Origin of the sequence: Photobacterium chitinilyticum (genome assembly GCF_004104355.1) — a bacterium.
GTDB lineage: Bacteria > Pseudomonadota > Gammaproteobacteria > Enterobacterales > Vibrionaceae > Photobacterium > Photobacterium chitinilyticum.
This window is the reverse complement of the sequence record NZ_RJLM01000007.1, coordinates 214,477-241,273: the sequence shown is the minus strand read 5'-3', so window position 1 is coordinate 241,273 and position 26,797 is coordinate 214,477. Positions and strand designations below refer to the sequence as shown.

30 protein-coding genes are annotated in these 26,797 nt (G+C 50.0%); 10 read left to right on the top strand and 20 right to left on the bottom strand.

All coding sequences use genetic code 11. From position 1 onward, the window contains the following. The 9 genes from tuf to fkpA all read right to left on the bottom strand — a co-directional run. A partial coding sequence (gene tuf / locus EDI28_RS17575; protein WP_128785186.1) for an elongation factor Tu occupies positions 1-904 on the bottom strand: 904 nt, incomplete at its 3' end. Between the two features lie 101 nt (positions 905-1,005). Continuing rightward, complete coding sequence (gene fusA / locus EDI28_RS17570) at positions 1,006-3,102, bottom strand: elongation factor G (protein ID WP_128785185.1); 2,097 nt, start codon at positions 3,100-3,102, stop codon at positions 1,006-1,008. A gap of 78 nt (positions 3,103-3,180) precedes the next feature. Further along, entirely contained in the window at positions 3,181-3,651 is a 471-nt protein-coding gene (gene rpsG, locus EDI28_RS17565; protein WP_128785184.1) for a 30S ribosomal protein S7, read from the bottom strand. A 96-nt stretch (positions 3,652-3,747) separates the two neighbouring features. Then, the gene (gene rpsL, locus EDI28_RS17560; RefSeq protein ID WP_128785183.1) at positions 3,748-4,122 is read right to left on the bottom strand and encodes a 30S ribosomal protein S12; all 375 of its coding nucleotides are present in this window, start codon (positions 4,120-4,122) and stop codon (positions 3,748-3,750) included. A 177-nt stretch (positions 4,123-4,299) separates the two neighbouring features. After that, a complete protein-coding gene (gene tusB / locus EDI28_RS17555; protein WP_128785182.1) occupies positions 4,300-4,593 on the bottom strand; it encodes a sulfurtransferase complex subunit TusB in 294 nt (97 codons plus the stop codon). Positions 4,594-4,600: 7 nt separating this feature from the next. Continuing rightward, positions 4,601-4,957 carry a sulfurtransferase complex subunit TusC gene (tusC, locus tag EDI28_RS17550; protein WP_128785181.1) on the bottom strand — a complete coding sequence of 119 codons (357 nt, stop codon included), beginning with the start codon at positions 4,955-4,957 and terminating at the stop codon, positions 4,601-4,603. 24 nt (positions 4,958-4,981) lie between these two features. Continuing rightward, complete coding sequence (gene tusD, locus EDI28_RS17545; RefSeq protein WP_128785180.1) at positions 4,982-5,374, bottom strand: sulfurtransferase complex subunit TusD; 393 nt, start codon at positions 5,372-5,374, stop codon at positions 4,982-4,984. Beyond that, a complete protein-coding gene (locus EDI28_RS17540) occupies positions 5,371-6,093 on the bottom strand; it encodes a helix-turn-helix transcriptional regulator (RefSeq protein ID WP_128785199.1) in 723 nt (240 codons plus the stop codon). Before EDI28_RS17540 ends, tusD begins: the two co-directional genes overlap by 4 nt. 237 nt (positions 6,094-6,330) lie before the next feature. Then, entirely contained in the window at positions 6,331-7,137 is an 807-nt protein-coding gene (gene fkpA, locus EDI28_RS17535; RefSeq protein WP_128785179.1) for an FKBP-type peptidyl-prolyl cis-trans isomerase, read from the bottom strand. Between the two features lie 195 nt (positions 7,138-7,332). On the opposite strand from fkpA, the gene EDI28_RS17530 reads away from it, so the two are divergent. Both EDI28_RS17530 and EDI28_RS17525 read left to right on the top strand, forming a co-directional pair. Continuing rightward, the gene (locus EDI28_RS17530; protein WP_128785178.1) at positions 7,333-8,310 is read left to right on the top strand and encodes a WD40 repeat domain-containing protein; all 978 of its coding nucleotides are present in this window, start codon (positions 7,333-7,335) and stop codon (positions 8,308-8,310) included. A gap of 19 nt (positions 8,311-8,329) precedes the next feature. Then, complete coding sequence (locus EDI28_RS17525) at positions 8,330-8,551, top strand: SlyX family protein (protein WP_128785177.1); 222 nt, start codon at positions 8,330-8,332, stop codon at positions 8,549-8,551. Positions 8,552-8,615: 64 nt separating this feature from the next. Here the strand turns inward: EDI28_RS17525 and slyD are convergent, their stop codons facing one another. The 4 genes from slyD to kefG form a co-directional block, all read right to left on the bottom strand. After that, complete coding sequence (gene slyD / locus EDI28_RS17520; protein ID WP_128785176.1) at positions 8,616-9,191, bottom strand: peptidylprolyl isomerase; 576 nt, start codon at positions 9,189-9,191, stop codon at positions 8,616-8,618. A 136-nt stretch (positions 9,192-9,327) separates the two neighbouring features. Then, positions 9,328-9,537, bottom strand: a complete 210-nt coding sequence (locus EDI28_RS17515; RefSeq protein ID WP_128785175.1) for a YheV family putative zinc ribbon protein — start codon at positions 9,535-9,537, stop codon at positions 9,328-9,330. 53 nt (positions 9,538-9,590) lie between these two features. After that, positions 9,591-11,399 carry a glutathione-regulated potassium-efflux system protein KefB gene (gene kefB, locus EDI28_RS17510; RefSeq protein ID WP_199287457.1) on the bottom strand — a complete coding sequence of 603 codons (1,809 nt, stop codon included), beginning with the start codon at positions 11,397-11,399 and terminating at the stop codon, positions 9,591-9,593. Then, complete coding sequence (kefG, locus tag EDI28_RS17505; protein ID WP_128785173.1) at positions 11,383-11,952, bottom strand: glutathione-regulated potassium-efflux system ancillary protein KefG; 570 nt, start codon at positions 11,950-11,952, stop codon at positions 11,383-11,385. The genes kefB and kefG overlap by 17 nt, the downstream gene beginning before the upstream one ends. 238 nt (positions 11,953-12,190) lie before the next feature. On the opposite strand from kefG, the gene EDI28_RS17500 reads away from it, so the two are divergent. Next, positions 12,191-14,116, top strand: coding sequence for an ABC transporter ATP-binding protein (locus tag EDI28_RS17500; protein ID WP_128785172.1), 1,926 nt, complete (start codon positions 12,191-12,193; stop codon positions 14,114-14,116). Next, positions 14,116-14,616 (top strand): TIGR02444 family protein, encoded by a 501-nt coding sequence (locus tag EDI28_RS17495; protein ID WP_128785171.1) that lies wholly within the window; start codon positions 14,116-14,118, stop codon positions 14,614-14,616. Before EDI28_RS17500 ends, EDI28_RS17495 begins: the two co-directional genes overlap by 1 nt. 36 nt (positions 14,617-14,652) lie before the next feature. On the opposite strand, the gene EDI28_RS17490 is transcribed toward EDI28_RS17495, so the two are convergent. Next, complete coding sequence (locus tag EDI28_RS17490; protein WP_128785198.1) at positions 14,653-15,252, bottom strand: LysE family translocator; 600 nt, start codon at positions 15,250-15,252, stop codon at positions 14,653-14,655. Between the two features lie 125 nt (positions 15,253-15,377). Here EDI28_RS17490 and EDI28_RS17485 point away from each other — a divergent pair, with 125 nt between their 5' ends. The 4 genes from EDI28_RS17485 to EDI28_RS17470 all read left to right on the top strand — a co-directional run bounded on the left by EDI28_RS17485 (position 15,378) and on the right by EDI28_RS17470 (position 19,143). After that, on the top strand, positions 15,378-16,778 hold the full coding sequence (locus tag EDI28_RS17485) for an aminotransferase-like domain-containing protein (protein WP_128785170.1): 1,401 nt from the start codon (positions 15,378-15,380) through the stop codon (positions 16,776-16,778). A 19-nt stretch (positions 16,779-16,797) separates the two neighbouring features. After that, positions 16,798-17,769 carry a hydrolase gene (locus tag EDI28_RS17480; protein ID WP_233353453.1) on the top strand — a complete coding sequence of 324 codons (972 nt, stop codon included), beginning with the start codon at positions 16,798-16,800 and terminating at the stop codon, positions 17,767-17,769. A 140-nt stretch (positions 17,770-17,909) separates the two neighbouring features. Beyond that, positions 17,910-18,131: a YheU family protein gene (locus tag EDI28_RS17475; RefSeq protein WP_128785169.1), complete on the top strand. Its 222-nt coding sequence runs from the start codon at positions 17,910-17,912 to the stop codon at positions 18,129-18,131. Positions 18,132-18,273: 142 nt separating this feature from the next. Then, a complete protein-coding gene (locus EDI28_RS17470; protein ID WP_128785168.1) occupies positions 18,274-19,143 on the top strand; it encodes a phosphoribulokinase in 870 nt (289 codons plus the stop codon). Between the two features lie 89 nt (positions 19,144-19,232). On the opposite strand, the gene EDI28_RS17465 is transcribed toward EDI28_RS17470, so the two are convergent. Beyond that, a complete protein-coding gene (locus EDI28_RS17465) occupies positions 19,233-19,637 on the bottom strand; it encodes an OsmC family protein (RefSeq protein ID WP_128785167.1) in 405 nt (134 codons plus the stop codon). Positions 19,638-19,909: 272 nt separating this feature from the next. Here EDI28_RS17465 and crp point away from each other — a divergent pair, with 272 nt between their 5' ends. Both crp and EDI28_RS17455 read left to right on the top strand, forming a co-directional pair. After that, positions 19,910-20,542: a cAMP-activated global transcriptional regulator CRP gene (gene crp, locus EDI28_RS17460; RefSeq protein WP_036801200.1), complete on the top strand. Its 633-nt coding sequence runs from the start codon at positions 19,910-19,912 to the stop codon at positions 20,540-20,542. A 195-nt stretch (positions 20,543-20,737) separates the two neighbouring features. Then, on the top strand, positions 20,738-20,986 hold the full coding sequence (locus EDI28_RS17455; protein WP_233353451.1) for a hypothetical protein: 249 nt from the start codon (positions 20,738-20,740) through the stop codon (positions 20,984-20,986). 96 nt (positions 20,987-21,082) lie between these two features. On the opposite strand, the gene EDI28_RS17450 is transcribed toward EDI28_RS17455, so the two are convergent. The 5 genes from EDI28_RS17450 to EDI28_RS17430 form a co-directional block, all read right to left on the bottom strand. Beyond that, positions 21,083-21,877: a DUF1338 domain-containing protein gene (locus tag EDI28_RS17450; RefSeq protein WP_128785166.1), complete on the bottom strand. Its 795-nt coding sequence runs from the start codon at positions 21,875-21,877 to the stop codon at positions 21,083-21,085. Positions 21,878-21,920: 43 nt separating this feature from the next. After that, a complete protein-coding gene (gene astD / locus EDI28_RS17445; protein ID WP_128785165.1) occupies positions 21,921-23,378 on the bottom strand; it encodes a succinylglutamate-semialdehyde dehydrogenase in 1,458 nt (485 codons plus the stop codon). A gap of 17 nt (positions 23,379-23,395) precedes the next feature. Further along, positions 23,396-24,412: an arginine N-succinyltransferase gene (gene astA, locus EDI28_RS17440; protein WP_128785164.1), complete on the bottom strand. Its 1,017-nt coding sequence runs from the start codon at positions 24,410-24,412 to the stop codon at positions 23,396-23,398. Between the two features lie 140 nt (positions 24,413-24,552). Beyond that, the gene (locus tag EDI28_RS17435; protein WP_128785163.1) at positions 24,553-25,767 is read right to left on the bottom strand and encodes an aspartate aminotransferase family protein; all 1,215 of its coding nucleotides are present in this window, start codon (positions 25,765-25,767) and stop codon (positions 24,553-24,555) included. A gap of 411 nt (positions 25,768-26,178) precedes the next feature. Then, positions 26,179-26,754, bottom strand: coding sequence for an aminodeoxychorismate/anthranilate synthase component II (locus EDI28_RS17430; RefSeq protein WP_128785162.1), 576 nt, complete (start codon positions 26,752-26,754; stop codon positions 26,179-26,181). Positions 26,755-26,797: the final 43 nt, after the last annotated feature.

Below are 26,797 nucleotides of genomic sequence, written 5' to 3'. Positions count from 1 at the left end.
GTGGAGTGATTGAACCTGGCTTAGCAAGAACCTGACCACGCTCAACTTCGTCACGCTTAGTACCACGTAGAAGAACACCAACGTTCTCACCAGCACGGCCTTCGTCAAGAAGCTTACGGAACATCTCAACACCAGTACAAGTAGTAGTAGTAGTGTCTTTGATACCTACGATTGCAACTTCGTCACCTACAGTGATGATACCTTGCTCAACACGACCAGTTACAACAGTACCACGGCCCTGGATTGAGAATACATCTTCGATAGGAAGGATGAATGGTAGGTCGATTGCACGCTCTGGCTCTGGGATGTAGTTATCTAGAGCTTCAGCTAGTTCAACAATCTTGTCTTCCCACTCTTTCTCGCCGTTTAGAGCGCCAAGAGCAGAACCCATGATTACTGGGCAGTCATCACCTGGGAATTCGTACTCAGAAAGAAGTTCACGAACTTCCATTTCTACTAGTTCTAGTAGCTCTTCATCATCAACCATATCACACTTGTTCATGAATACGATGATGTAAGGGATACCAACCTGACGACCAAGAAGGATGTGCTCACGTGTCTGAGGCATAGGACCATCAGTTGCAGCAACTACTAGGATACCACCATCCATTTGAGCAGCACCAGTGATCATGTTTTTAACGTAATCGGCGTGTCCTGGGCAGTCAACGTGTGCGTAGTGACGAGTTGGAGTATCGTACTCTACGTGAGAAGTAGAGATTGTGATACCACGCTCGCGCTCTTCTGGAGCGTTATCGATAGATGCGAAGTCTTTAGCGTCACCGCCGTAAACTTTAGCAAGAGTAGTACAGATAGCTGCAGTTAGAGTAGTTTTACCGTGATCGACGTGGCCGATAGTACCAACGTTAACGTGCGGTTTTACGCGTTCAAATTTTTCTTTAGACACAATCGTGTTCCTTCCTAGTTAAGATGCGCCCCCTACTAGGTTAGGGGACGCGTCCGAAGTTTGTATTTTATGCGTCAACGACAGCCGACGCAATATTCAAATTAAGAGCGTGCTGCAATAATTCGCTCAGCTACATTCTTAGGTACTTCAGCGTAATCGCTGAATTCCATAGAATATGAAGCTCGACCTTGAGTAGCAGAACGAAGATCCGTTGCGTAACCGAACATTTCAGAAAGCGGTATTTGAGCACGGACAATTTTCAGACCTGCTGGTCCGTCATCCATACCTTCGATCATGCCACGGCGACGGTTAAGGTCGCCAACAACATCACCCATCCAATCTTCTGGCGTGGTTACTTCAACTTTCATCATTGGCTCAAGAATAACTGGGTTCGCATCTAGCGCACCTTTCCTGAATGCCATTGAACCTGCGATCTTAAACGCCATTTCGTTGGAGTCAACATCATGGTAAGAGCCATCATACAGAGTCGCCTTGACATCCATTACTGGATAACCAGCAAGTACGCCATTGTTCATCTGCTCTTCGACACCCTTAGATACCGCACCAATATATTCTTTTGGTACGACACCGCCCACAATATCATCAACGAAGACGAAGCCTTCACCAGGCTCCGACGGCTCGATCTTAAGCCATACGTGACCATACTGACCGCGTCCACCCGATTGACGTACAAATTTTCCTTCAACTTCCGTGGCACCACGGATCGTTTCGCGGTACGCAACCTGAGGTTTACCCACGTTACATTCCACGCTGAATTCACGTTTCATACGGTCAACGATGATGTCTAGGTGAAGCTCACCCATGCCAGAGATTAGTGTCTGGCCAGACTCATTATCGGTTTCTACACGGAAAGATGGGTCTTCAGCTGCTAGTTTACCTAGTGCGATACCCATTTTTTCCTGGTCAGCTTGAGAACGTGGCTCTACCGCGATCTGAATTACTGGTTCCGGAAATTCCATGCGCTCAAGAATCACTTTGTGATCTTGGTTGCATAGCGTGTCACCAGTCGTTACGTTCTTGAGGCCAATCGCAGCGGCGATATCGCCGGCGCGAATTTCTTTGACCTCTTCACGTTTGTTCGCGTGCATCTGTACGATGCGACCGAAACGTTCGCGCTTCTCTTTAACAGAGTTGTAGACTGAATCACCAGAGTTCACAATACCTGAGTAAACGCGCATGAATGTCAGGTTACCAACGAATGGGTCGGTTGCAATCTTGAACGCTAGCGCTGAAAATGGTTCTTCATCGCATGAGTGACGCTCAACACTATTACCTAGCTCATCTTCACCACGAATAGCTTTCACTTCCGTCGGAGATGGCAAGTAATCGATAACGGCATCGAGTACTGCCTGAACACCTTTGTTCTTGAATGCAGAACCACAAGTCGCAAGTACGATTTCGTTGTTTAATGTACGCTGACGGAGACCTGCCTTGATATCTTCTTCAGACAGTTCACCTTCTTCAAGGTATTTATCCATTAGTTCTTCAGATGCCTCAGCAGCTGATTCAACTAAGTTCATGCGCCATTCATCAGCAAGGTCTTGCATGTCTGCTGGAATGTTTTCATAAGTGAACGTTGTACCTTGATCTTCTTCCGACCAGTTGATGGTCTTCATCTTAATCAGGTCAACGACACCTTTAAATTCTTCTTCAGCACCAATATTAAGCTGGATTGGCACTGGATTCGCGCCAAGACGGTCCTTGATCTGAGCAACTACCCGTAGGAAGTCAGCACCAGCTCGGTCCATCTTGTTGACGAAAACCATACGCGGCACTTCGTATTTATCGGCCTGACGCCATACAGTCTCAGACTGAGGCTCAACACCCGAAGAACCACAGAAAACTACAACAGCACCATCAAGTACACGCAGAGAACGTTCTACTTCGATAGTGAAGTCAACGTGTCCCGGGGTGTCAATGATGTTAATACGGTGCTCTGGAAACTGAGCTTCCATACCACGCCAAAATGTCGTAGTAGCAGCAGATGTGATAGTAATACCACGCTCCTGCTCCTGCTCCATCCAGTCCATGGTTGCAGCGCCGTCGTGAACCTCACCAATTTTGTGAGATAGGCCTGTATAAAACAGAATACGCTCGGTAGTTGTTGTTTTACCGGCGTCAACGTGAGCGCAAATACCGATGTTACGGTAGCGCTCGATAGGCGTTTTACGAGCCACGGCTGTATCCTCTTACTAAGGTTAACCTTAGAGTATGGTTTAGATGCAGCAAGCAAAGCTTGCTGCATCCAGTCGTTATTACCAGCGGTAATGTGCGAACGCTTTGTTCGCGTCTGCCATACGGTGAACGTCTTCACGTTTCTTAACAGCAGAACCTTTGTTGTCAGCCGCATCAAGCATTTCGCCTGCTAGACGCTGAGCCATAGATTTTTCACCACGCTTACGCGCAGCATCAACTAACCAACGCATAGCTAGTGCATTACGACGTACTGGACGTACTTCTACAGGCACCTGGTAAGTTGAACCACCAACACGGCGAGATTTAACCTCTACCGCAGGGCGTACATTTTCAAGAGCTTTTTCGAATACTGACAGGCATTCTTCACCAGAACGCTCAGCCATTGCATCAAGTGCAGTGTAAACGATTTTTTCAGCAGTAGATTTTTTACCGTCAACCATTAGGATGTTAACGAATTTTGCCAGCAGTTCTGATTTGAACTTTGGATCTGGAAGGATCTTACGCTGACCGATTACGCGACGACGTGGCATGGATGTATCTCCGTTGTCTTCTTCAGGTTATCCAAAACTTTTCAGTTTCTTCAAAATTAAATAATTTAAATGTTTGGCCTTACTTAACGGAATCCATTAAGACTTAGGACGCTTAACACCGTACTTAGAACGACCTTTCTTACGGTCGTTAACGCCTGCACAGTCAAGTGCACCACGAACGGTGTGGTAACGCACACCTGGTAAATCTTTAACACGACCACCGCGGATAAGAACAACTGAGTGCTCCTGAAGGTTGTGACCTTCACCGCCGATGTATGAAGTAACTTCAAAGCCGTTAGTTAGACGAACACGACATACTTTACGTAGTGCGGAGTTCGGTTTTTTAGGAGTAGTAGTATATACGCGAGTACATACACCACGCTTCTGTGGACACGCTTCTAGTGCAGGCACGTTGCTTTTAACAACTTGCTTTTCACGTGGCTTGCGTACCAACTGGTTAATAGTTGCCATTAAATAGCTCCTGAAAATTACTTTCGTAAATGTGAAAAATCCGCCTCCCAACAACAGGAGGACGCGAAATTTTAGGCATCGCACTAATACGTGTCAAGATATATACAGCGATCAATCAGATGATCATTTCTTAAACAGTCGGAAAAAGCGGAATATCATATAGCCAAGATGCCAACTCTATGCCCATTTCACCTGGGTTTCATGCTGTTCAGTAAGCAAGATAAACCCTTTTAAATCAACAACATTAAGCTCGCTGTCAACTTTACTCAACAAGCCTCTCGCCGCAAGATCCGCTTCCAGTAAATAAATTTTTACACCCGACATTTTTATTGCCCCGCACCAAGTATTTTTTTCAATTCCGGCAAAAACAGCATCCTGAATTAATAAAATTTCATCGTCTGGGCTTATATAGCGTAGACAACGTTGTAGAGCTTGGGTCTGGAAAGGAGATGTGGCGATAGTATGGAGCATAACGGCCTCAGAAACTTAGAATTCGCTGACACTGATGAAGTTTGGCGGTGATATCGGCTTGATTGAGCAATTCAGCCTCAATCACAAGCTCATTACTATCAATGCATCGCTCGAGTAAGGACTGCTCACAGACATAGATATTTTCGATATCGTAAAGCGCTAGCATTTTAAAGGTAGCAATATAGTCACGGCACAACACCGCCCCTGGCTGTTGGTTGTTTAACAGCTGAAAAACACCATCTCCGATGAAAAACACATTGAGATCTTCACTGTACGCAGATGTCGCCAAGACGGCATCCAGCCCTTCGCGGCCGCTGCTGTTGCCATGAGGAGCACTGTGAAATACAAAGCCTAGCGATTTCATTGGGTTCTCTTGAGTAATAAGGACTTAAAACTGAATAATACGATCAGCCGTTAGCATGGCTTCGGCAAGGCCACCGAGACCCGCCTGCTCGAAACCAGTTGCCAGGTTGTTGCCCGGCAGCTGGTTTTGCTGTGCTTCTTGCTCGCTGATGATTCCGCGACGCAGTGCTGCTGCAACACAAGTCTGCAGCTCCACGTTGTTCGCCTGTGCCAGCTGCTGCCAACCAGCCACCAGATCAAATTCATCGGATGCCGGTGCCGATAACGCAGAACCGTTATGGACGCCATCCTGATAAAAGAACACCCGTGATAGTTGGTGCCCCTGTTGAATCAGTGCCTCGGCAAACTGAAATGCCGAACGGGCAGCCTGAGTACCATATGCCGGACCATCAACTACCAGCACATAATTCAAGCTCATTTCTCGCCGTCCTCTGTCTTACGCTGGCGAATATAGAGGTATACCGTGTGCTTGGAAATATTAAGCCGTTCCGCTACCCGGTTGATCGCATCTTTGATATCGAAGATGCCTTTGTCATAGAGCTCCATGACAATCTGGCGATTCTTAGCATTGTTCGACACATTCTTGTCGGCATTGATTTCCTCAATGGTACGTTCAACCGTCTGGTCAACAAGCTCGTCGACATCACTGGCGAAGTTAACACTCGATGCAGCCTGCTTTGCTTCATCAGTCGGCATGAATGACTGGAGAATTTGCGAGAACGGGGCATCCAGATTGATATTAATGCACAACAAACCAATAATGCGCCCCTCACCATTGCGAATCGCAATCGTGATTGACTTCATCAGATCGCCACCCTTAGCACGAGTGAAGTAAGCTCGGGAAAAGTTGCGCTCCGAGCCTTCAATATCGCGCAGCATGCGCAGAGCCAGATCAGTGATCGGCGAACCAACCTTACGCCCGGTATTTTCTCCATTGGCTATTTTGATCGCTGATGTATTCAGATCAGCCAATGAATGCAACACGATTTCGCAAAACGGACCTATCAGCGCAGCCAGTCCGTCAACCACTGCCTCATAGGAGCTTAAAATGATATAATCATGCTCACTAAATGCACGCGCCTCGATTAAGTCACTCTCGATCATGACTTCGGAGCCAAAGTTATCTGTAGATACCACTGTCATATCTTCCTTGCTAAAACCATTTTATTTAGTTTCACCGTCATCAAAGATCGTGAAAATAAATAGAACGGACAAAAAATCAAATCTTCCTTGCAAGTTTATCAGAATATTGACAGCTGCCTGAACTTTTATCTGATTGTTCAACTGGCAATATAAAGAAAAAAACCCGGCAATTGCCGGGTTTTCTCTACTCAAGGCTATCTTCTTAGACCAGAAGTATTAACAGTCAGTTCTTTATTGAGTCACTGCTTCAGCTGACTGTTCAGCTTTAACGATATCAAGCAGTTCAACTTCAAACACCAAGGTCGAGTTTGCCGGGATGCTTGGATTAGCCTGAGAGCCGTATGCCAACTCAGGCGGGATAACGAACTTGAACTTAGAGCCAACAGGCATTAGCTGAACACCTTCTGTCCAACCAGGGATAACCTGATTCAATGGGAAAGTTGCCGGTTGGTTGCGCTTGTAAGAGCTATCAAACTCAGTTCCGTCAGTTAACATACCTTTGTAGTGAACCTTCACCGTATCCGTTGCTGCTGGTTTTTCACCCTCGCCCTGATTTTCAACTTGATACAGTAGACCAGAATCTGTCTTCACCACACCGTTTAGTTTTTCGAACTCAGCACGGTACTCTTCGCCTGCTTTGATGTTCTTCTCAGCTTCTGCTTTCGCTTTTTCCGTCACGATATCAGACACGCGCTTATCCAAATCCTGAAGGGTCTGTTGGGTCTCTTCCGGTGTCAGACGACTCTTGCCTGCAAACACATCGCTAACACCAGCCAGAACCTGCTCACGATCCAAATCCAAACCTAGCTCTTTCTGCTGGTCTAGGTTAGCCGACAGATATTGTGCCAGTGACGCACCAATTGCGTATGCCGCTTTTTCATCTTCAGAAGCAAATGCTGCTGGCGCCGCTGCATCAGATGCAACCTGCTCTACCTTTGCAGGTTCTGCAGTTTTTGCTTCAGCCGCTTTTTCATCTTGGCAGCCTACCGCAAGTAGGATTGTTGCAGCCAAAACAGACATCTTTAGAACAGGTTTCATGTATTTCTCCATCAATCGATGAGGGAATGCCTCATTTTTATAATCGGCTTTTCACCATTGCTGTGAAAAGCGCGCTATATCAATATACTAATACCAATCATATTAAGTCACTGCCTAACCATTATTTTTAATCAGTGACTTAATACGATTGGCCACATTCTATCTCTTAGCAAAACAAACCGGAACCAGACCTTAATGCATAAAAAAATACAAGCCTTTAGCATTATTTTGGCACTGATTACCCTGACTGGCTGTTTTTTTTCAGGCTCCGAGCTCAAACGCTGGGCCATTGCCCCTGAAGGCGCAACCAGTTTTAGTCTTAGCCGAGACGGTCGTTTTGCTATTTTGCACTCGACGCAACAAGGTATCGTGCTATGGGACTTACAGCAAAACAAAAAGTTAGCAGATTTTGGTTCTCAAGATCCACATCACAATACCGTTCTCACCAGTAAAATTTCTGACAACAACCGCTTCGCCATCACCGCGACAGCTCAAAATTTTGCAGTCTGGGATCTCGCCTGGGGCCAATCGAACGGTCTCTGGTCTATCTCGGACGGAATCATCCGCGATGTCGATATCGCCAGCAACGGGCAGCATATCCTATTGGGACTATCGAACGGCAAGGCCCTGTACATCGACTTGGGCAGCGGACGACGGCTAGAGTTCCTCGCCCACCGAGAAAAAGTCAATTCCGTGGCGCTTTCAGCCAACGGTCAGTTTGCCCTTTCCGGCGGTAATGACTATTTTGCCTACCTGTGGGACACCCGCAGCGGACAGATCATCTATCAGTTCGAGCACACTTCGCGGATCAGCCGCGTGGCCCTACAACGAGACGGCAGGCTAGCTTTAACCGCCGATGGCGGCAACGATATTTTTATCTGGGATCTTAGTAACGGCAAGAAACAGGCTGAGCTAGCTGTTCGCCTGCGCCAGCAGAATTTATCCAGCGCCCGTTTTTCCGATGACGGTACTCGGTTGGCAACGGGGACTCCGGCAAGACGTATTGAATTATGGGACTCGGCAACCGGTAACAACCTCGGTCGCTGGGAGGCTGCACCGCAACAAGATACTCGACCACCTGCAGCAGTGGTGTATGATGTCGCCATTACCCCTGACGGACAGGTTATATCCGGCACATCCGCCGGCATTGCCCAGGCTTGGACCACAGATTAACACCGGACGAATTCGCCCTATGACTGACACCAAGAAACTACAGGCTCAAATTGACGAGCTGGAAATGAAGCAGGCTTTTCAGGAGCAGACCATCGATGAGCTCAATCAGGCTCTGACCAAACAACAGTTTTTAATCGACGAGATGCAGGTACAACTGAAATTTATGGTCGGTAAAGTCAAGGGAATGCAGACCTCCAATATGGCTGATGAATCCGAAGAGACGCCACCGCCGCATTATTAATAGTTAAAAAAAAACGGGAAGCCTGAGCTTCCCGTTTTTTATTCGTTCTTAAGAAGAGTACTTCTTAGTGAGAACAGCCACAGCCGCCCTTCTCTTCGCCACCACAGCAACCACCTTCTTCTTTGTGGTCGTGACCATGGTCATCACCGCAGCTACCGCCACCACAACAACCGCCACCCTGGTGGATATGGCCGTGAGCAATTTCTTCTTCAGTTGCTGCACGAACAGCTACAACTTCGGCATTAAAAGTCAGAGTCTGACCAGCTAGCATGTGGTTGCCGTCAACAACAACGTGGTCGCCGTCTACTTCTGTTACTTCAACCGGGATTGGGCCTTGGTCAGTATCTGCCAGGAAGCGCATACCCACTGTGATTTCATCAACACCCTGGAATACATCTGCAGGTACACGCTGAACCATTTCTTCAGCGTGCTCACCGTATGCGTCTTCAGGAGCAACAGTCACTTCAAATTTTTCACCCGCTTCGCGACCGTCTAGTGCTTTCTCCAGGCCAACAATCAGGTTGTTGTGGCCGTGAAGGTAATCTAGTGGTGCTTCGGCAGTTGATTGATCAACAACCACGCCTTCTTCAGTTTTCACTTGATAAGCTAGGCTTACTACGATGTCTTTAGCGACTTTCATGTTTACTCCGATATGTAGATAGTACCGTTTCATCGTGACAGATAACCTTACTCACAATCACGATGAAACGGTACTCAATATAAATCTGCCCCCGCATGATAACGGATAAAGGCACCTCGATGCCAATGTCTGCTCACTATTCGGGTTTAAAGATCCCTATCACTTGCTGTTTGGTTTGTTGAGACAGCTGTTCACTTTCCGCTACAGATTGCGGAGCCCGGCGGTCAGTATGATGACATTCCACACACTCAACCATCTCGACATCATTCTCTTGCCACCAGCGTAGTGTGTCTTGCTTTTTGCATTCAGGACACACAGCACCAGCTATAAATCGTTTCTTTGCCATTCTACCCATTCCCTTACAACTGGTTGTTGTGACAAACATTCACAACACCAGCACTAGTCCCAGCCATTATGGCGTTCACGTTCACCACGCATTTCCCGGTCAAAAATGTCTTCCAGCTCTTTTCGGGCCTCCTTGGACCGCGAAGCCAGATGAACATCTTCGGAATGCTGCGGCAGCAAATCCTGCAGGGCTGTTGTATCAAGTTTACGGAAATGTGCTTCAGCCCGCTTGGCTTTGTACGGGTGCATACCCAGAGATATGAGGGCCTGACGGCCTAAATCAAGGGCGCCGGCAAAAGTTTCCCGAGAAAAGTTCTCAACACCATGGCTAAGCAGCTGATGGGCCTCAACCCGGCTCCTTGCCCGTGCCAATACTTTAAGCTTAGGAAAATACTGCTGGCACAGGTTGACGACTTCCATCACCTCACCAGGCTCATCGGTACAGATAATAATGGCCTCGGCCTTATCTGCCCCTGCCGCCCGAAGCAAGTCAAGTTGGGTAGCATCACCGTAATACACTTTATAGCCAAACTTACGCAGAAACTGGATCTGGCCTGGATCCCGTTCAAGCACCGTAACCCGAATTTTATTAGCAAACAACAGCCGCCCGACCACCTGACCAAAGCGTCCGAAACCGGTAATGATCACCCGCGGCTCACGGTCAATAACATCACTTTCCAACGCTTCCTCTTCCGCCTTGAACGTCCGGGCAAACCACCGATCTTGCAATAGCAAAATAAGCGGAGTCGTCATCATCGATATACTCACGACCACCAGCAGCAAAGCGGACAGCTCGTTGCCAAGTAACCCCTCGCCCAGTGCCGCCGTAAACAGGACAAAGGCAAACTCACCGCCCTGGCTGAGAATCGCAGCCATCTGGCTTCGTGATTTTGGCCGGATCCCAAACAGACGGGCCAAGCCGTATAGCAACAGTCCCTTAACGCTGATCAGGGCGATCACGGCCAAAAGAATTTGCAGCGGGTATTCCAGCAACAATCCAAGATTGACGGCCATACCGACCGAGATAAAAAACAGCCCGAGCAACAGCCCCTTAAACGGCTCGATAGCTATTTCCAGCTCATGACGGTATTCACTTTCGGCCAGCAGTACGCCGGCCAGGAAAGTACCCAGTGCCATCGACAGCCCCAGAGACTGCATCCCGAGCGCAATACCAATGACCAATAGCAAGGCTGCGACGTTAAACAGCTCCCGCACACCACTCAATACCACCCAGCGAAACAGTGGACGCAACAGGAAGTGCCCACCAACCAACAACGCCAATATGCCTCCAATCATCCAGGCGAAATCGAGCCAGCTACCGCCTCCGCCCCCTGCCAGAACGGGCAATACCGCCAGCATCGGGATCACTGCAATATCCTGGAACAACAACACGGCAAAGCCCGACTGCCCGGTCTCGCTGCCATCAAGACTCTGCTCTTCAATCACCCGCAGCGCAATAGCCGTAGAAGACAACGCCAAGCCCATACCGACCACAACGGCGTCCCGCCAGCTGATCTCGGGTAAAAACGAACGGCAGGCCATGACGATTGCTGCAATAACCGCGCTGGTCACCACCACCTGACTACCGCCCAGTCCGAGGATCGGCTTGCGCATCTGCCATAGCTTCTTGGGGTTCAGCTCAAGGCCAATCAAGAACAGTAACAGGACCACCCCGAACTCGGAGAAATGCAAAATAGCATCGACATCAGAGATCAGCCTCAACCCCCACGGACCAATCGCAATCCCGGCCAGCAGATATCCCAGCACGGAACCAAGCCCCAGCCGTTGGGCTATCGGTACGGCCACCACTGCCGCGGCAAGGAAAACGACACTGACAGACAGAACGTCATTGGCCATACTCAACCTCCTTGCCACTGGCAAACGGAGAGAGTAACCAACGGCGGTAGTGCTGAACATGCTGCTCTAGTTCCCTCGTCGGGATCCGCCTCGCCCAATGCAATACCAGCGGCTCAAGCCACTCCATCTGGCATAAATCGGCTGACAGTTCGAACGGCTTCAATATATCGGCGATACTACAGCGGTTATAACCATCCGGCGTATAGGCTTCCGCCGCACCTCCTGTTGTGATCACCGATCGCCAATACTTCCCCTTGGTCTCGAGGCCGTCACCATGGGCAAAGCCCTTGCTCAATATCACGTCCATCCATTCCTTGAGCAACGCAGGGCAGGAATACATATAGAGGGGATGCTGGAAAACAATAATGTCATGCTGGCGGATCAGCTTCCGCTCATGGTTAATATCAATGAAAAAATCCGGATAGGCCGCATATAAGTCATGCACCGTCACATGCTCAAGATCATCAATACCCTTGAGCATTTCACGATTTGCCACCGATTCCTGAGGATCAGGGTGGGCATAAATGACCAAAATTCTTGGCCGTCCTGGTGTGGTCATAATTTCCCTTACAACATCCTGCGGATTATTCCTTCAGACGCAACGTCTGTCATTGTCTCTGTACACATCATACATAATTGTTCCTCAAGCGGATCGCCTGAATCTAAATTCATAAGTGCATCCTTCTAATATAGCCCCGACAACTATCATCGAGTTAGCAGTCAAAGGCCGTTTGGTATAGACTGCCGCTCATTTCGTGCACTTTATTTTGCGGAGCGGGGCTACCCCGACACTGTCGATGATTACCTTTTCGGACATTCAGCTTTTACGAGGCGGTAAAGCCCTTCTCGAGAACGCCACGGCAACTATTCACCCCGGCGACAAAGTCGGCCTTGTGGGCAAGAACGGTTGCGGCAAGTCTACTTTATTTGCATTACTAAAAGATGAATTGAGCGTAGACGCCGGTTCCTGCCAGTTCCCGGCCAACTGGGAACTCGCCTGGGTAGCCCAGGAAACCCCGGCACTGGAGCGCCGTGCAATTGAATATGTTATCGATGGTGATCGCGAATACCGCAAGCTAGAACAGGACTTGGCCGCAGCCGAAGAAGCAAATAACGGCAACAAGGTTGCCGAACTTCACGGCAAGCTGGATACTATCGGTGGATACAGTATTAATGCCCGCGCCGCAGAACTGCTTGATGGGCTGGGGTTCACCCAGGAGCAGATGCAATGGAACCTTACCCAGTTCTCGGGCGGCTGGCGGATGCGTTTGAACCTTGCACAGGCACTGCTGTGCCGTTCCGATCTGTTGCTGCTCGATGAACCGACCAACCACCTGGATCTGGATGCCGTCATGTGGCTGGAAAAATGGCTGCAAAACTACCGCGGGACACTGGTACTGATCTCCCATGACCGCGACTTTCTTGATCCCGTCGTCGGCCGTATCATTCACATTGAAAACCAAACGATGAACAGCTATACCGGCAACTATTCGTCGTTTGAAAACCAGCGAGCGGAAAAGCTGGTGCTGCAACAGGCCATGTACCAGAAACAGCAAAAACAAATGTCGCATATGCAGTCGTATATCGACCGTTTCCGTTACAAAGCCAGCAAGGCACGCCAGGCACAGAGTCGAATCAAGGCCCTGGAGCGCATGGAAAAGGTACTGCCGGCCCAGTTCGATAACCCGTTCAGCTTTGAGTTTCGTGAACCGTCAGCCTTGCCCAACCCTATCATGATGATGGATCAGGTTGCGGCAGGTTACGGTGACAATCTGATCCTGGAGAAGATCCGCCTAAACCTCGTTCCGGGCAGCCGCATCGGCCTGCTGGGCCGTAACGGCGCAGGTAAGTCAACCTTGATCAAACTCTTATCTGGTGAACTGCCGGCACAGGCCGGTGACTTGACCTATTCACAAGGAGTCAAGATTGGTTATTTTGCCCAGCACCAGTTAGAGACTCTCCGTCTTGATGATACGCCGGTACAACACCTGGCACGCATTGCCCCACAGGCTACCGAGCAGCAACTTCGTGACTATCTTGGTAGCTTCGGCTTCCTCGGAGACAAGGCGCTCGATAAAGTCGGCCCGTTCTCGGGTGGTGAGAAAGCACGTTTGGTGTTGGCCTTAATTGTTTGGCAACGCCCTAATCTCTTGCTACTCGATGAACCGACCAACCACCTTGATTTAGACATGCGCCAGGCACTGACTTTCGCATTACAGTCTTATGAGGGTGCGATGGTGATTGTCAGTCACGATCGTTATTTACTGCGAGCTACAACCGACGACCTCTATCTGGTTCATGACTGTCAGGTGATGCCGTTTGATGGCGATTTGAATGACTACCACAAATGGCTCACCGAGCAACAGCGCCACGAACGTCGTGAACTACAGGCAACTAAGCCTGAAGTCAGCAAAGACAACAGTGCGGCATCCCGCAAAGAGCAAAAACGGCTTGAGGCCGAATTCCGCAAACAAACCGCACCACTGCGCAAGAAAATCGACAAGCTGGACAAGCAAATGGAAAAGCTTGCCGCCGAGGTCTCGAGTGCAGAAATACAATTATCGGATCCCGCAATCTACGAAGCCGACAACAAAGCTCGTCTCAACGAGCAACTAAAGCGACAGGGAGATGCCAAGTCCACGCTTGAAGAAGTAGAGATGGAATGGATGGAACTACAGGAAGAGCTGGAAGCAATGGAAGCCCAGTTCAGTAGCGAGAGCTAATGCCGACACCTCGCTCTTTGTCACTTAGCACGCAGGACTTTTGGCAGTTCAGCCTGAGCCACTATGCTCGGGCTGGCGTCAAAACCGCTAGCCTGACATTGCAAAATGAGTACCAGGGCAACGTGAACCTTGCCCTGTTATTGCATTGGCTAGACACCCAACGTATCGGCCTGACTGACCTAGAAATCAATGCACTGATTACCGTGCTTACGCTCAGCGATACTCGGCTGGAGCAGTATCGAGCTATGCGCCAGCAGTTAAAACCACAGCTCGATCAAGCAGGCTATCAGCAATTATTGGCTTTTGAACTGGAGCTGGAAAAAAGCCAGCAGCATGAGCTGCTCGGGCAAATCAATCAATTTGCATGTGTTGGCTCTAATCCGACCGCAGAAGTTGTCAAAGAGGCTGTCACAGGAGCAACCTCAGAAAATAACCTCGCCCGTTACTGCCAACTGCTCGGTGCATCCACACTACTGCTTCGGCTTCAAGCCCATCAATAGCAATAGCAATAGCAATAGCAATAGCAATAGCAAACGTTACCAAATCATCACCACGCAGCCCGCCGTCAACGCCCCCATCACGGTGTTAAATACCCGCCGTACTTTACAGCTATGCAGCCAGCGGCCAATCAAAGTACCAAAACTTGCCCAAATAGAAACGCTCGGGAAACAGATCAGGAAAAAAATCCCGGCCACAAGCGCCGCCGATTGCCAGTACAACTCTCCCGCAACCGTAAAGGTGCTAATAGCAGTCACGGACATCATCCACGCTTTTGGATTCACGTACTGAAACATAGCTGCTGCCCAAAACGTCATCGGCTGACTGCTCTTCTGATCGGTATGGATAGCTGAGCTGGCCGAAGCAATCCTCCAGGCCAAATACAACAGGTAGGCACTGCCGGCCCCCCTCAGAAGCTCATGCAACACAGGAAAACGGGTGAACATAACCCCGAGCCCAGCCGCCACCAAGACAATCATCGACACCAGTCCCGTGCCTATACCCATCATATGGGGCAATGTCCGCCAGTATCCAAAATTAGCTCCGGAGGCTGTGACCATTAAGTTATTCGGCCCCGGAGTGCCTGTCATCGTGGCCGCAAATGCAGCCAGAGAAATAATAAATTGCCATTCCCACATAAAATTCAAATACCCCAACCAATTGTACCGATACAATTTGCGACTAATGTTGATTAAATTTGTCTAATCGCACAAAATGAACCCTATCAGCAGGATTTATCGAGATCAAAAGGTTTATTGTCACCATGACAATTATGAATATTGTACTGACTCCATCAACTGAGAGTCACAAGTCTGATCCGCTCTACCGTCAGATCGCCGATGCCATCGAGCAACAGATCACATCTGGCGAACTATCTGCCGGACACAAACTGCCAACTCACCGAGCCTTGGCCGAGCAACTCAAGGTAACAGTGGGAACAGTCACCCGGGCCTATGCAGAGGCAGAACGACGTGAGCTAGTGGAGGCGCGAGTAGGCGCCGGTACTTTTGTCTGCCAGAAAGATTCTCCGAGCTGGGTATACAACTACTCCGCTCAGGAAGAAGAGGCCTGCAACCTCGGCCACAATATTCCACCCTGCATTGATCGCGCCGAAATGCTCAAAGAGGCGATGGATAATTTGTCCCGCCATCCAGACCAGCTCAACCAGATGATGCTGTACCACGATCCGCAAGGACTGGAACCGCACCGTCGTGTAATAGCCCACTGGCTGCAGACCAAGGGCCTTGATATTGATCCCGAGCGTATGCATTTCAGCTCTGGGGGCCAACATGCCGTTCAGCTGATCCTGTCTGCATTCTGCCGGCAGGGAGACACTCTGCTTGTAGAACAAGTCACCTACCCTGGATTTCTTAGCCTCGCCAGACAGCAACAGGTCAGCGTCAAGCCTGTTGAGCTTGATCATGAAGGGATAATCCCAGCTAGCCTTGAAGCCGCCTGCCGTCAATATCAGCCACGGATGCTCTATTGCACGCCTACACTGCAAAACCCGACAACTGCAACAATGGGTGAGCAGCGACGCAATGAGATCCTGGCCATCTGCCGCCGCTATCAAGTACTGCTGGTTGAGGATGATGTGAACGGCCTACTGCCACAACAACGACCGGCCCCTATGCTTAATCTCGATCCGGAGTTGGTGATCCATATTGGCGGCCTGTCAAAATGCCTGGCTCCGGGCCTGAGACTGGGCTATATCCAGGTCCCGCAGAACCTCCAGCAACGGCTCAATACCGCACTCCACAATCACAGTCTGATGATCAGTCCGTTACTGACTGGGCTGGCCTGTGAACTCATCCAAAAAGGGGATGCAGACCGTGTATTGCAGCAAATTCACCACGATATAAGTCTGCGTCAGCAATTGGTGTCTAAACATCTCGGTAAGTTCGCTATTCAGCATACCCCTGACAGCTTTCATGTCTGGTTGACACTACCTGAGTATTGGCGTCTCAGTGATTTTGTTTCTGCTGCCGAGCAACAAGGCGTGATCATTAAATCGGCCGAGATGTTTACCCCGCCGGGAGCGACAATCCCACCAGCGGTACGGTTGGCAATCAGCGCACCCTTCACCCATAAAAAACTGGAACAGGGCTTGCTTATATTGGCTGAACTGTTACAAAAAGACCCCATGAATGATTTTGCCTTGTAGCAGGAAGGAGTAGCTGCAGATGATGACTTTTAAACCCGCAAGCGGCCTGCGTAACGCCCACTTACAGACCCTGCTGCCACGCTTTCTCCGTCGCAGCCCACTGTTTACGCCGATAGAACAACGAATTGAGACACCGGACGGTGACTTTCTCGACTTGGCCTGGACGGCACAAGCCACGGAGCATCCAACTAACAAGCCGATCATGATCCTGTTTCATGGTCTTGAAGGCAGTTTTCACAGCCCTTATGCCAACGGACTGCTGCATGCCGCCAGTCAGCAAGGCTGGCTTGGGGTCATGATGCACTTTCGCGGCTGTAGCGGTGAAATCAACCGTCAGGCTCGTGGCTACCACTCTGGTGAAACCAGTGATGCGACTTTTTTTATCAAGTGGTTACGACAGCAATTTCCTGATGCCCCGTTCTTTGCCGTCGGCGTGTCGCTCGGCGGTAATATGCTGGTCAACTATCTGGCAGAAACTCAAAACCAATCAGAGCTTGTGGCTGCACAGGTTATTTCCCCGCCGCTAAACCTCGCTTCCTGCTCTGAACGGATTCAGCAAGGTTTTTCCCGGATCTATCAGCAGTACCTGTTAGGCTCGATGAAAAAAAACCTTAGCCTTAAGATCGAGGCCCTGCCGAACAAAATGCCAGTCGCCGCCGACCAGGTCGAGCAGATCCGTTCCCTGTGGCAATTTGACGAGCAGGTAACGGCCCCGCTGCACGGGTTCAAGGATGCCGATGACTATTATCGGCGCTGCAGCGGCATTGGAAAACTGCAACAGATCAAAACCCGGCTGCGGATCATCCATGCCGCCGACGATCCGTTTATGACCTCCTCGGTGATCCCCTCTCAACCTCTGCCTGATAACATCGACTATCACCTAAGTCCTTACGGCGGTCATGTCGGCTTTGTCTCCGGTTCATTGCGCAATCCGGATTTCTGGCTGGAAAAAACGGTACCCGAGTGGTTTGAAAAAGTTGCTAGCTCATAGGGGCTAGACTCAAGCAGCGAGGAGGAAGGCACGAGAAACTCGTGCCTAGTTTTCCACGAAGCCTCAGAAAAATAGTACCGCTCTACAATTAATGAAATTAACAATATAATCAGCTATCCACCCCACATGCAGATACCGCTATGATTATTCCTTGGCAAGACATTGTCCCAGAGACCCTGACTAACCTAATTGAACAGTTTGTCCTGAGAGAAGGCACCGACTACGGCGAAAGTGAACTGACTATGGCGCAAAAAGTTCAACACGTGCACCAGCAGCTATCATCCGGTGAAGCCGTGATCGTCTTTTCCGAGCTGCACGAATCGGTCGACATCAAACTACGCCGTGACCTAGAAGCCAACTAACCTCCAGAAACCACCAATGCTAGCCCGGCCGACAACACATGCCGACGGTATCATTTTTCGTCATTGAATCCGGGTTATGCTTGACCTTTCGTCAACAGCCTGTTAATAACTCTCTCCGTTAATGTTAACGACAGGGTATGTCATGTCTGCAAAACATCCGATAATTGCAGTAACAGGGTCCTCAGGTGCTGGCACCTCCACCACCTCTGAAGCTTTCCGTAAAATGTTCAATATGATGAACATCAATGCCGCCTGGCTGGAAGGCGATAGCTTCCATCGCTTTACCCGCCCGGAAATGGATGTCGAAATCCGCAAGGCCAAAGAGCAAGGCCGTCACATCAGCTATTTTGGCCCTCAGGCCAATGACTTTCCGTTACTGGAAACATTCTTTCGTCAATATGGTGATGATGGCAGCGGCAAGTTCCGCCGCTACCTTCATACATTTGACGAGGCCGTGCCCTACAACCAAATGCCCGGCTCTTTTACTCCGTGGCAGGAACTGCCGGAAAACACCGATGTGTTATTTTACGAAGGCCTACACGGTGGTGTCGTGGATGGCGAAACCAATGTCGCCCAACATGTCGACTTGCTGATAGGCATGGTACCAATTGTAAACCTGGAGTGGATCCAGAAGATCGTCCGGGATACCCGAGATCGCGGCCACTCCCGTGAAGCCGTGATGGAGTCAATCGTCCGCTCAATGGACGACTATCTTAATTACATCACCCCGCAGTTCTCGCGTACCCATATCAACTTCCAGCGGGTCCCGACGGTAGATACCTCAAACCCTCTCAGTGCCAAGGCCATTCCCAGCCTGGATGAAAGTTTCGTGGTGATCCGTTTTCGCGGGATCAAAAATGTCGACTTCCCGTACCTCCTGTCGATGATCCAGGGATCCTTTATGTCACGTCACAATACCCTGGTCGTACCGGGCGGCAAGATGAGCTTTGCCATGGAGCTGATCATGCGTCCGCTGATCCAGCAGCTGATAGAGACAGGTAAGATAGGCTAGTACCTAAGATCAATAACAAGAGTCGAGTAACGAGTTGCGAAAGGTGTGCTTTCCGCTCTTCTCGATACTCGTCTCTCGTAACGCACAACTTATGCTTTGACTGCCTCATATGAGTGCGTCATCTCTACACCCTCGCCTAGCATCAGACATACCGAACAGTACTTCTGCAACGAATCAGCCACGACCTTTGCTACGAGGGCTTCATCAAGATCATGGCCCGTAACCACAAAATGAATATTGGCAGAAGTGAAAATCCGTGGTGCCTGCTCGCGGCGCTCGGAAGAAATCTGAGCTTCACAGGCCACAATTTGCTGTCCGGCAGATTTCAGCCCGTCGACAACATCCACCGAGCTACAACCACCCGCAGCCATGAGTACCATTTCCATCGGACTTGGTGCTTTTTCGCCCCCATTACCGTCCATTACGACGCTGTGGCCAGAGTTTGACTGGCCCAGAAAGGTCATATCTTCGACCCATTTCACTCGTGATTGCATTGCTTTTTCCTTACTCTAAACAGGGGGATTTGGCACTAACTCACAACGGTGTGATCATGTGCACACTTATGACTACAAAATGCCCATTTCAGATAGATCAATATCAAGAAATACGCGCCGAAAACAGATAAACTCTGAACTAATTATTCACGTGAGCTTGCAGCCCAGCGGTTGACTGCATATCCTAGACGGCGAACAATTCTATTGTTAGGCCCAGCTTCAAGTTATAAGGATATCGTTGTTGGGCAACAAACGCAGAGGAAGTTAGTAATATGGTTCCAGGTAAACCTCAAACAGATCCAACTCTAGAGTGGTTTCTTTCCCATTGCCACATTCATAAATACCCTTCTAAGAGCACTTTGATTCATGCGGGTGAGAAAGCAGAAACCCTCTACTACATCGTCAAAGGTTCTGTTGCCGTATTGATCAAGGATGAAGAAGGCAAGGAAATGATCCTGTCTTACCTAAACCAGGGTGACTTCATCGGTGAACTAGGCCTTTTCGAAGAAGGTCAGGAGCGTACAGCTTGGGTTCGCGCGAAGACGCCTTGTGAAGTTGCTGAGATTTCATTCAAGAAATTCCGTCAGCTGATTCAGGTAAATCCAGATATCCTGATGCGCCTTTCCGCTCAGATGGCAAGTCGACTACAAGTGACCAGCCAGAAAGTCGGTGACCTTGCATTCTTGGATGTTACGGGCCGTATCGCTCAGACACTGCTGAACCTTGCGAAGCAGCCAGATGCGATGACTCACCCAGACGGTATGCAGATCAAAATCACGCGTCAGGAAATCGGTCAGATTGTCGGTTGTTCGCGTGAAACTGTTGGTCGTATCCTGAAGATGCTGGAAGAGCAGAACCTAATCTCGGCTCACGGTAAAACGATCGTAGTATACGGAACTCGCTAAGCCTTCCGCTCAGTGAGCTAAAATGATAAAAAGCCGCACTTGCGGCTTTTTTTGTGCCCGCCGTTATGCCCAGGCAGCATGAATGCAATAGCTTTAGACATAATTTGCCACAGCGCTCACTCTTAACCCCCTTGCACTACACCCACCAATGCCACATTATGCATATATATTGTAATCTCCTTGTGGTCTGATCCAATGATTGAGGAAATGGTGTCAGATACGGGACGGGATAATACGGAAAGCAACTATATGGATATCGAACGCTTTGCACCTAATGCCGGCTCCACACCACCAGCCGCAATACAAACACTCCCAGCCACTGTCGAGCTCACCGGATTCAGCGGCCAACGCCACTATCTTGAGCAACAGACAACCTTTGATCCTTCTAGCCGTCATCAGAGTAATGACACCTATTGGGTACCACCGCTTGATAGCCAGCACTAACAAAAAATCCACGGTCACCATAGGTAACCGTGGATAAGCTTTACGTCGCTGTAAAGTTACGGCTCAGCATTTCATGACGGCTGACGCTCGACTTAATTACTGATTGGTACTCTCGAATATTTTATCGGCGGAGGCTTCAACAAAGCCGCTGTAAAGCTCTCCATCTTCCATTGGGTAGCGCTTGGCAAACTCATAAAAACCACCTGGAATTTCTTTCTTGCCATCAAGGAAGCTTACCGGCACCCGGTCTGCCATTGTTGAAGATTGCTCTAGCATGACTTCAGGGCTACCTTTAACTTCCCCGCCGGACTCATTGATCAAAAAGCCGTTGTGGCGCAGCAGGTGGTTCACCTCCTGGATCTCGGTAAACTGCTCAAGCTGATTAATGCTGACGGTAAAGTGATTAGCACCAAAACCATGAGCCGCCAGCCAGCCGGCATATTCACTTTCTGCCGACAGTAGCTCATAGGTGGCATAATCTAAATCCCATAACCGCCCGCCGTACAAAAAAGCAGGATCATGCATCGCCGATTCCGGAACTTGATTCACTAAATCTCGTACTGTCTGCTGAAGCAATGATGAAAACTGCCCCACCATCAACTCGCTAATAAAGACCTTCGGTGCCAGCGGGTTTGGGTGCTCGAAGTGTTCGGCATAGAGCTTCTTCGCCTCAAAATGGTACTTACCGCAAGGTTTATAACCAATGGCTATAAACGGTGCAGCCAAGCGATCGAGCCCGACCTGCGGTAAGTTAAAGGTCCGCAGGGCGATATGATCATTGAGCAGGGGCTCACCTTCCTCCAACAAGTCATGTACCTGAGCGGCTGACGGACACAGCCGCTGGATATAATCTTGCCACAGCGCGTTAAACAATTGTTCGACCCTTTCCATGATGATGCTACCCCCTTTATCGATAAATTCCAGCCACTAACGCTTACAGCGATATGCCCGGCGACAGCTGTGCCGGCAACTCGGTTTGCTCACCTTCCATCGATGCCATTGGATAGGCACAATAGTCCGCCGCATAGTACGCGCTAGGTCTAAGGTTTCCGGATGCACCTGGCCCACCAAACGGGGCATCACCGCTGGCACCAGTTAACTGCCGGTTACGGTTCACAATTCCGGCACGGATGTGATCAATGAAGTATTGCCATTCATCATCACTGGTGGAGACCAAGCCGGCAGACAGACCGTACCGTGTATCATTCGCCAACGTCACAGCCTGTTCCAAACTCTGGTAGCGCACCACCTGCAGCAGCGGACCGAAATATTCTTCATCCGGTAGCTCAGCGACATTGCTCACCTCAATGATTGCCGGTGTCACTATCGCGCCCTGACCTCGTTTGGCTTCCAGCAATACCTTCCCCCCCAGGCTGACTAAATTGGCCTGCGCACGCACGATACCGTCAGCAGCCGTTTCCGATATTTGCGGCCCCATAAACGGTTGAGGCTCGGCAAATGGGCCGTCGATGATGAGCTGTGACGTGGCCTCGACCAAACGCTTAAGCAATACATCACCCTTGTCGCCATCCGGCAAATACAGACGTCGGGCACAGGTGCAACGTTGGCCGGCACTGATAAACGCTGACTGAATAATAGTGTAGACAGTCGCTTCCAGCTCGCCATAGTCACTGGAGATAACCATCGGGTTGTTCCCCCCCATCTCCAGCGCCAGCATCTTGCCCGGCTGGCCGGCAAACTGACGATGCAGAATATGACCGGTATTGGCACTACCGGTAAACAACAGGCCATCGATACCGGAAGAGCCAGCCAATGCCTCACCAGTGGCGCGGGCACCCTGCACCATGTTAATAACACCATCAGGCAAACCTGCCTGTTGCCACAGCTTCATGGTTTCTTCAGCAATCTTCGGCGTCAGCTCTGATGGCTTGAATACGACGGTATTCCCTGCCAATAACGCAGGAACAATATGACCGTTAGGTAGATGGCCCGGAAAGTTATAAGGCCCGAAGACTGCCATAACTCCCAACGGGCGATGACGCAGTACCGCCTGGCTTCCCGCCACCTCTTTCTGTTTATTCCCGGTACGCTCTTGATAGGCGCGTAGCGAAATAGCGATCTTGCCGACCATCGCTCCGGCTTCCGTCCGGGTTTCCCACAACGGCTTGCCAGTCTCCTCGGCGATAGTACGCGCAATATGCTCACTGTTTTCTTTTACTAATTCGGCAAAACGTTCAACGATGGCCTGACGTTCGCTAAGCGCGGTTTTTCGCCAGCTCAGGAGAGCCTGCCGGGCACTGGCAACAGCTAGCTCTACCTGCTCGGCAGTCGCCCCTTCGCCCTGCCAGATCACCTCACCGCTAAACGGGTTCAGTGACTGCATCGCTTCGCCATTACCTGCCTGCCAGTTTCCTGCAATCCATTGTGTCATGATGTTCTCCCGTCCTGTTATTGCGCAATCAGGCGTACCTGATCACCATTGTTAACCTGCAGGGCTTCTGCCATTTCTGCATCTATCAAAGCCGTAGCATTCTTTTCATCAAGCACGACCTTACCGACAACAGCACGGAAGTGCTCAAACGAACTGTTGCTAATAATGCAGTCTCTACCGTTGTCCGCTTCACCAACCGTGACCGTACAGCGTTGGGAATGGCGTACTGATTCGATATTGCGTGCATCACACTCGACCGTCGGGCCGGCATCAAAAATATCCACATAACCGCGACAGCTAAATCCTTCTTTTTCCAACAAACGAAGGGCTGGACGCGTCTTCTCGTGCACTTCACCAATCACCGCCTGGGCTTCCGGGCTCAGCAGGTTGACGTAAATCGGCAGCTTCGGCATCAGATCGGCAATGAAGCCCTTCTTCCCGATCCCGGTCAGGTAATCTGCCAGCGTGAAATCAATCGAGAAGAAATGCTCTTTCAGCCACTCCCAGAACGGCGAGTGACCTTCCTCATCGGAGACACCGCGCATTTCTGCAATCACCGTGGTATCAAAACGCTCCGGATGCTCGGCCATCATCATGAAACGACACTTCGACAACAGGCGGCCATTCAACCCCTGACGCCACTCCGGACGCAAGAACAGGGTGCATAGTTCGCTCACACCGGTGTAGTCATTACCAAATGTCAGTATTTTCACCACGTTGTGGACATTGAGTCGGCGAGATGAATGAACAACAGTGCTCAGGTGATAGGTATAAAAGGGATTGTCCAGCCCGATAGCGGCTTCTATTGCTGTGGTACCCGCAATCTCTCCAGTCTTGGTATCTTCTGCCACCATCAGATAGCCTTCCGGCCCCGGCTTGGTAACCGCTTTGGCAAAGCTCTCGACCGAATGCCCAATCCTGTTGCTCAGGATCTCTTCGTTCACCGGTAGTGAGGTAAAACCATGACCGGACTCTTCGGCGCACTGCATAAGCGCCGGTAAATCGGATTCAGTAATAGGACGTATAACCAGCATCGAACTCCCTCCAGATGCAGGTAGCGGCAAGCACCGCTAACTTTTTGTTTTCAAATAGTAGGTATATTGCCTTCTCATGTTAGGAAACAGGCAACTGCAGCGGCCAGGCTCCTGCCAGCCACTACAAGGTATATACAGGCTTACTGATGAAGCTTGGCAATTGCACACTCAAGGCGTGCCATACCTTCATCGATATCGGCCTTGTCGATCACCAGTGACGGCGTAAAGCGCACTACGTTCGCACCGGCAACCAACACCATCAGCCCCTCCTCGCCAGCCGCCAGCAGAATGTCACGGGCACGCCCCTGCCATTCTTCGTTCAGGGCGGCGCCCAGCAGCAAGCCTTTACCACGGACTTCATCAAAAATTGGATATTTAGCGTTAATATCTGCCAGCGCGTCACGGAACCATTGCTCACGCTGCTTAACGCCAGCCAGCACTTCCGGTTTGGTGACTTCATTCACTACTGCTTCTGCTACCGCGCAAGCCAGCGGGTTGCCGCCATAGGTTGAGCCATGTGTTCCGACCTTGAGGTGAACGGCCAGCTCAGAGGTTGTCAGCATAGCGCCAATCGGGAAACCACCGCCCAGTGATTTCGCAGTACTGAGGATATCCGGGGTAACACCCAGCCCTTGATAGGCATAAAAATCACCGGTACGGCCATTGCCAGTTTGTACCTCATCAAAGATCAACAGGGCATTGTGCCTGTCACATAATTCACGAACGCCCTGGATAAACTCCTGAGTCGGAGAAATAATTCCGCCTTCGCCCTGCAACGGCTCCATCATGACCGCACAAGTACGTTCTGACATATGCTCAGCCAGTGTCGACAGGTCGTTGTATACAAGATGGGTCACATCACCGGGTTTCGGGCCGAAGCCATCAGAATAGGCCGCCTGGCCACCTACGGTTACGGTAAAGAAGGTGCGACCGTGGAACCCTTGCTGGAAGGAAATGATTTCCGATTTTTCCGGACCAAACTTATCCGCCGCATAACGACGGGCCAGTTTCAGTGCCGCTTCGTTGGCCTCGGCACCGGAGTTTGCAAAGAACACCTTTTCGGCAAAACTGTGCTCGGTCAGCTTTTTCGCCAGGCGCAGCGCCGGCTCATTGGTCATGACATTGCTTAAGTGCCATAACTTATCGGCCTGATCCTTGAGCGCATTGACCATAACAGGATGGCAATGACCCAGACAGCTCACTGCGATACCGCCGGCAAAATCAATGTATTCACGGTCGTCCTGATCCCATACTCGCGCACCCAGACCTTTCACCGGTACGATCTGCATCGGGGAATAACACGGTACCATGACCTCATCAAACAACTGACGTCCTACTTTGTGCTCCATTGCCATCATCCTTTCCTTCTGTATATTGCGTCTTAAGCATAGTATTTACATTTTATTAACCAATTCCAATAGCAGAATATTTTTTTTATCCTTTATTTGAGTTGGGTAACTCTCTGTTGAATACATATTTATGCGGGTTTAAGGGAAGTTTATTAACCGCACATCGGAAAAAAGTGTTTTTCCGCTTAGGAAATAACGGCAGGCGGCAGTACGATAAGTGCATAAGGTTGCCAGCGTCATTTTCTGAAAAGCGCTAACGAAATGTTAAGAAAGGTGATAAGGATCGCGGAAACAAGACAGTTTGTAGGACGGCTCCCCTCTGTCGAGAGAGAAAATCCCGCAACCTAGTGAGTAGATTATTAACTGCGTCTGTTGCTCATTCAGCAGAAAATCCTGCTGCAATGCTTTTCTGCTCTGTCAGCGTCGAAGAAAGTTGGCCAGTAACTGGTGGCCCTGCTCGGTCAAAATGCTTTCGGGGTGAAATTGTACGCCTTCAATGGGTAGCGTTTTATGGGCAATCCCCATGATTTCGTCAAACTCGTCGTTGCGCTCAGTCCAGGCTGTTACATTAAAACAATCTGGCAATGTATCGGTATGCACCACCAGCGAATGGTAGCGGGTAACGGTCAGCGGATTATTCAGCGTCGCAAAGACACTGCTATCGGTATGGACCACAGGCGAGGTCTTGCCGTGCATCACCTGACGGGCCCGCACCACTTTAGCGCCAAACACCTGGGCAATCGCCTGATGGCCGAGACAAACCCCCAAAATAGGCAGCTTACCGGAAAAATGCTCGATGGCCTGTAGCGAAATACCGGCATCATCCGGAGTACAGGGCCCCGGTGAGATCACCAGATGGGAAGGTGACAATGCCTCTATGCCTGCAAGATCTATTTCGTCATTACGTACGACTTTCACCTCGGCGCCCAGCTCGCAGAAGTATTGGTACAGGTTGTAGGTGAAAGAGTCATAGTTGTCGATAATCAGCAGCATTGATACATCAGATCCCAAGGTGATTTGGCGGTCTATTTTGCTA

Excerpts from the sequence above, each read along its gene's own strand:
- rpsG (WP_128785184.1), bottom strand. The coding sequence starts at position 3,651 with ATGCCACGTCGTCGCGTAATCGGTCAGCGTAAGATCCTTCCAGATCCA.
- rpsL (WP_128785183.1), bottom strand. The coding sequence starts at position 4,122 with ATGGCAACTATTAACCAGTTGGTACGCAAGCCACGTGAAAAGCAAGTT.
- tusB (WP_128785182.1), bottom strand. The coding sequence starts at position 4,593 with ATGCTCCATACTATCGCCACATCTCCTTTCCAGACCCAAGCTCTACAA.
- tusC (WP_128785181.1), bottom strand. The coding sequence starts at position 4,957 with ATGAAATCGCTAGGCTTTGTATTTCACAGTGCTCCTCATGGCAACAGC.
- tusD (WP_128785180.1), bottom strand. The coding sequence starts at position 5,374 with ATGAGCTTGAATTATGTGCTGGTAGTTGATGGTCCGGCATATGGTACT.
- fkpA (WP_128785179.1), bottom strand. The coding sequence starts at position 7,137 with ATGAAACCTGTTCTAAAGATGTCTGTTTTGGCTGCAACAATCCTACTT.
- EDI28_RS17530 (WP_128785178.1), top strand. The coding sequence starts at position 7,333 with ATGCATAAAAAAATACAAGCCTTTAGCATTATTTTGGCACTGATTACC.
- EDI28_RS17525 (WP_128785177.1), top strand. The coding sequence starts at position 8,330 with ATGACTGACACCAAGAAACTACAGGCTCAAATTGACGAGCTGGAAATG.
- slyD (WP_128785176.1), bottom strand. The coding sequence starts at position 9,191 with ATGAAAGTCGCTAAAGACATCGTAGTAAGCCTAGCTTATCAAGTGAAA.
- EDI28_RS17515 (WP_128785175.1), bottom strand. The coding sequence starts at position 9,537 with ATGGCAAAGAAACGATTTATAGCTGGTGCTGTGTGTCCTGAATGCAAA.
- kefG (WP_128785173.1), bottom strand. The coding sequence starts at position 11,952 with ATGACCACACCAGGACGGCCAAGAATTTTGGTCATTTATGCCCACCCT.
- EDI28_RS17500 (WP_128785172.1), top strand. The coding sequence starts at position 12,191 with ATGATTACCTTTTCGGACATTCAGCTTTTACGAGGCGGTAAAGCCCTT.
- EDI28_RS17495 (WP_128785171.1), top strand. The coding sequence starts at position 14,116 with ATGCCGACACCTCGCTCTTTGTCACTTAGCACGCAGGACTTTTGGCAG.
- EDI28_RS17490 (WP_128785198.1), bottom strand. The coding sequence starts at position 15,252 with ATGTGGGAATGGCAATTTATTATTTCTCTGGCTGCATTTGCGGCCACG.
- EDI28_RS17485 (WP_128785170.1), top strand. The coding sequence starts at position 15,378 with ATGACAATTATGAATATTGTACTGACTCCATCAACTGAGAGTCACAAG.
- EDI28_RS17480 (WP_233353453.1), top strand. The coding sequence starts at position 16,798 with ATGATGACTTTTAAACCCGCAAGCGGCCTGCGTAACGCCCACTTACAG.
- EDI28_RS17475 (WP_128785169.1), top strand. The coding sequence starts at position 17,910 with ATGATTATTCCTTGGCAAGACATTGTCCCAGAGACCCTGACTAACCTA.
- EDI28_RS17470 (WP_128785168.1), top strand. The coding sequence starts at position 18,274 with ATGTCTGCAAAACATCCGATAATTGCAGTAACAGGGTCCTCAGGTGCT.
- EDI28_RS17465 (WP_128785167.1), bottom strand. The coding sequence starts at position 19,637 with ATGCAATCACGAGTGAAATGGGTCGAAGATATGACCTTTCTGGGCCAG.
- crp (WP_036801200.1), top strand. The coding sequence starts at position 19,910 with ATGGTTCCAGGTAAACCTCAAACAGATCCAACTCTAGAGTGGTTTCTT.
- EDI28_RS17455 (WP_233353451.1), top strand. The coding sequence starts at position 20,738 with ATGATTGAGGAAATGGTGTCAGATACGGGACGGGATAATACGGAAAGC.
- EDI28_RS17450 (WP_128785166.1), bottom strand. The coding sequence starts at position 21,877 with ATGGAAAGGGTCGAACAATTGTTTAACGCGCTGTGGCAAGATTATATC.
- astD (WP_128785165.1), bottom strand. The coding sequence starts at position 23,378 with ATGACACAATGGATTGCAGGAAACTGGCAGGCAGGTAATGGCGAAGCG.
- astA (WP_128785164.1), bottom strand. The coding sequence starts at position 24,412 with ATGCTGGTTATACGTCCTATTACTGAATCCGATTTACCGGCGCTTATG.
- EDI28_RS17435 (WP_128785163.1), bottom strand. The coding sequence starts at position 25,767 with ATGGCAATGGAGCACAAAGTAGGACGTCAGTTGTTTGATGAGGTCATG.
- EDI28_RS17430 (WP_128785162.1), bottom strand. The coding sequence starts at position 26,754 with ATGCTGCTGATTATCGACAACTATGACTCTTTCACCTACAACCTGTAC.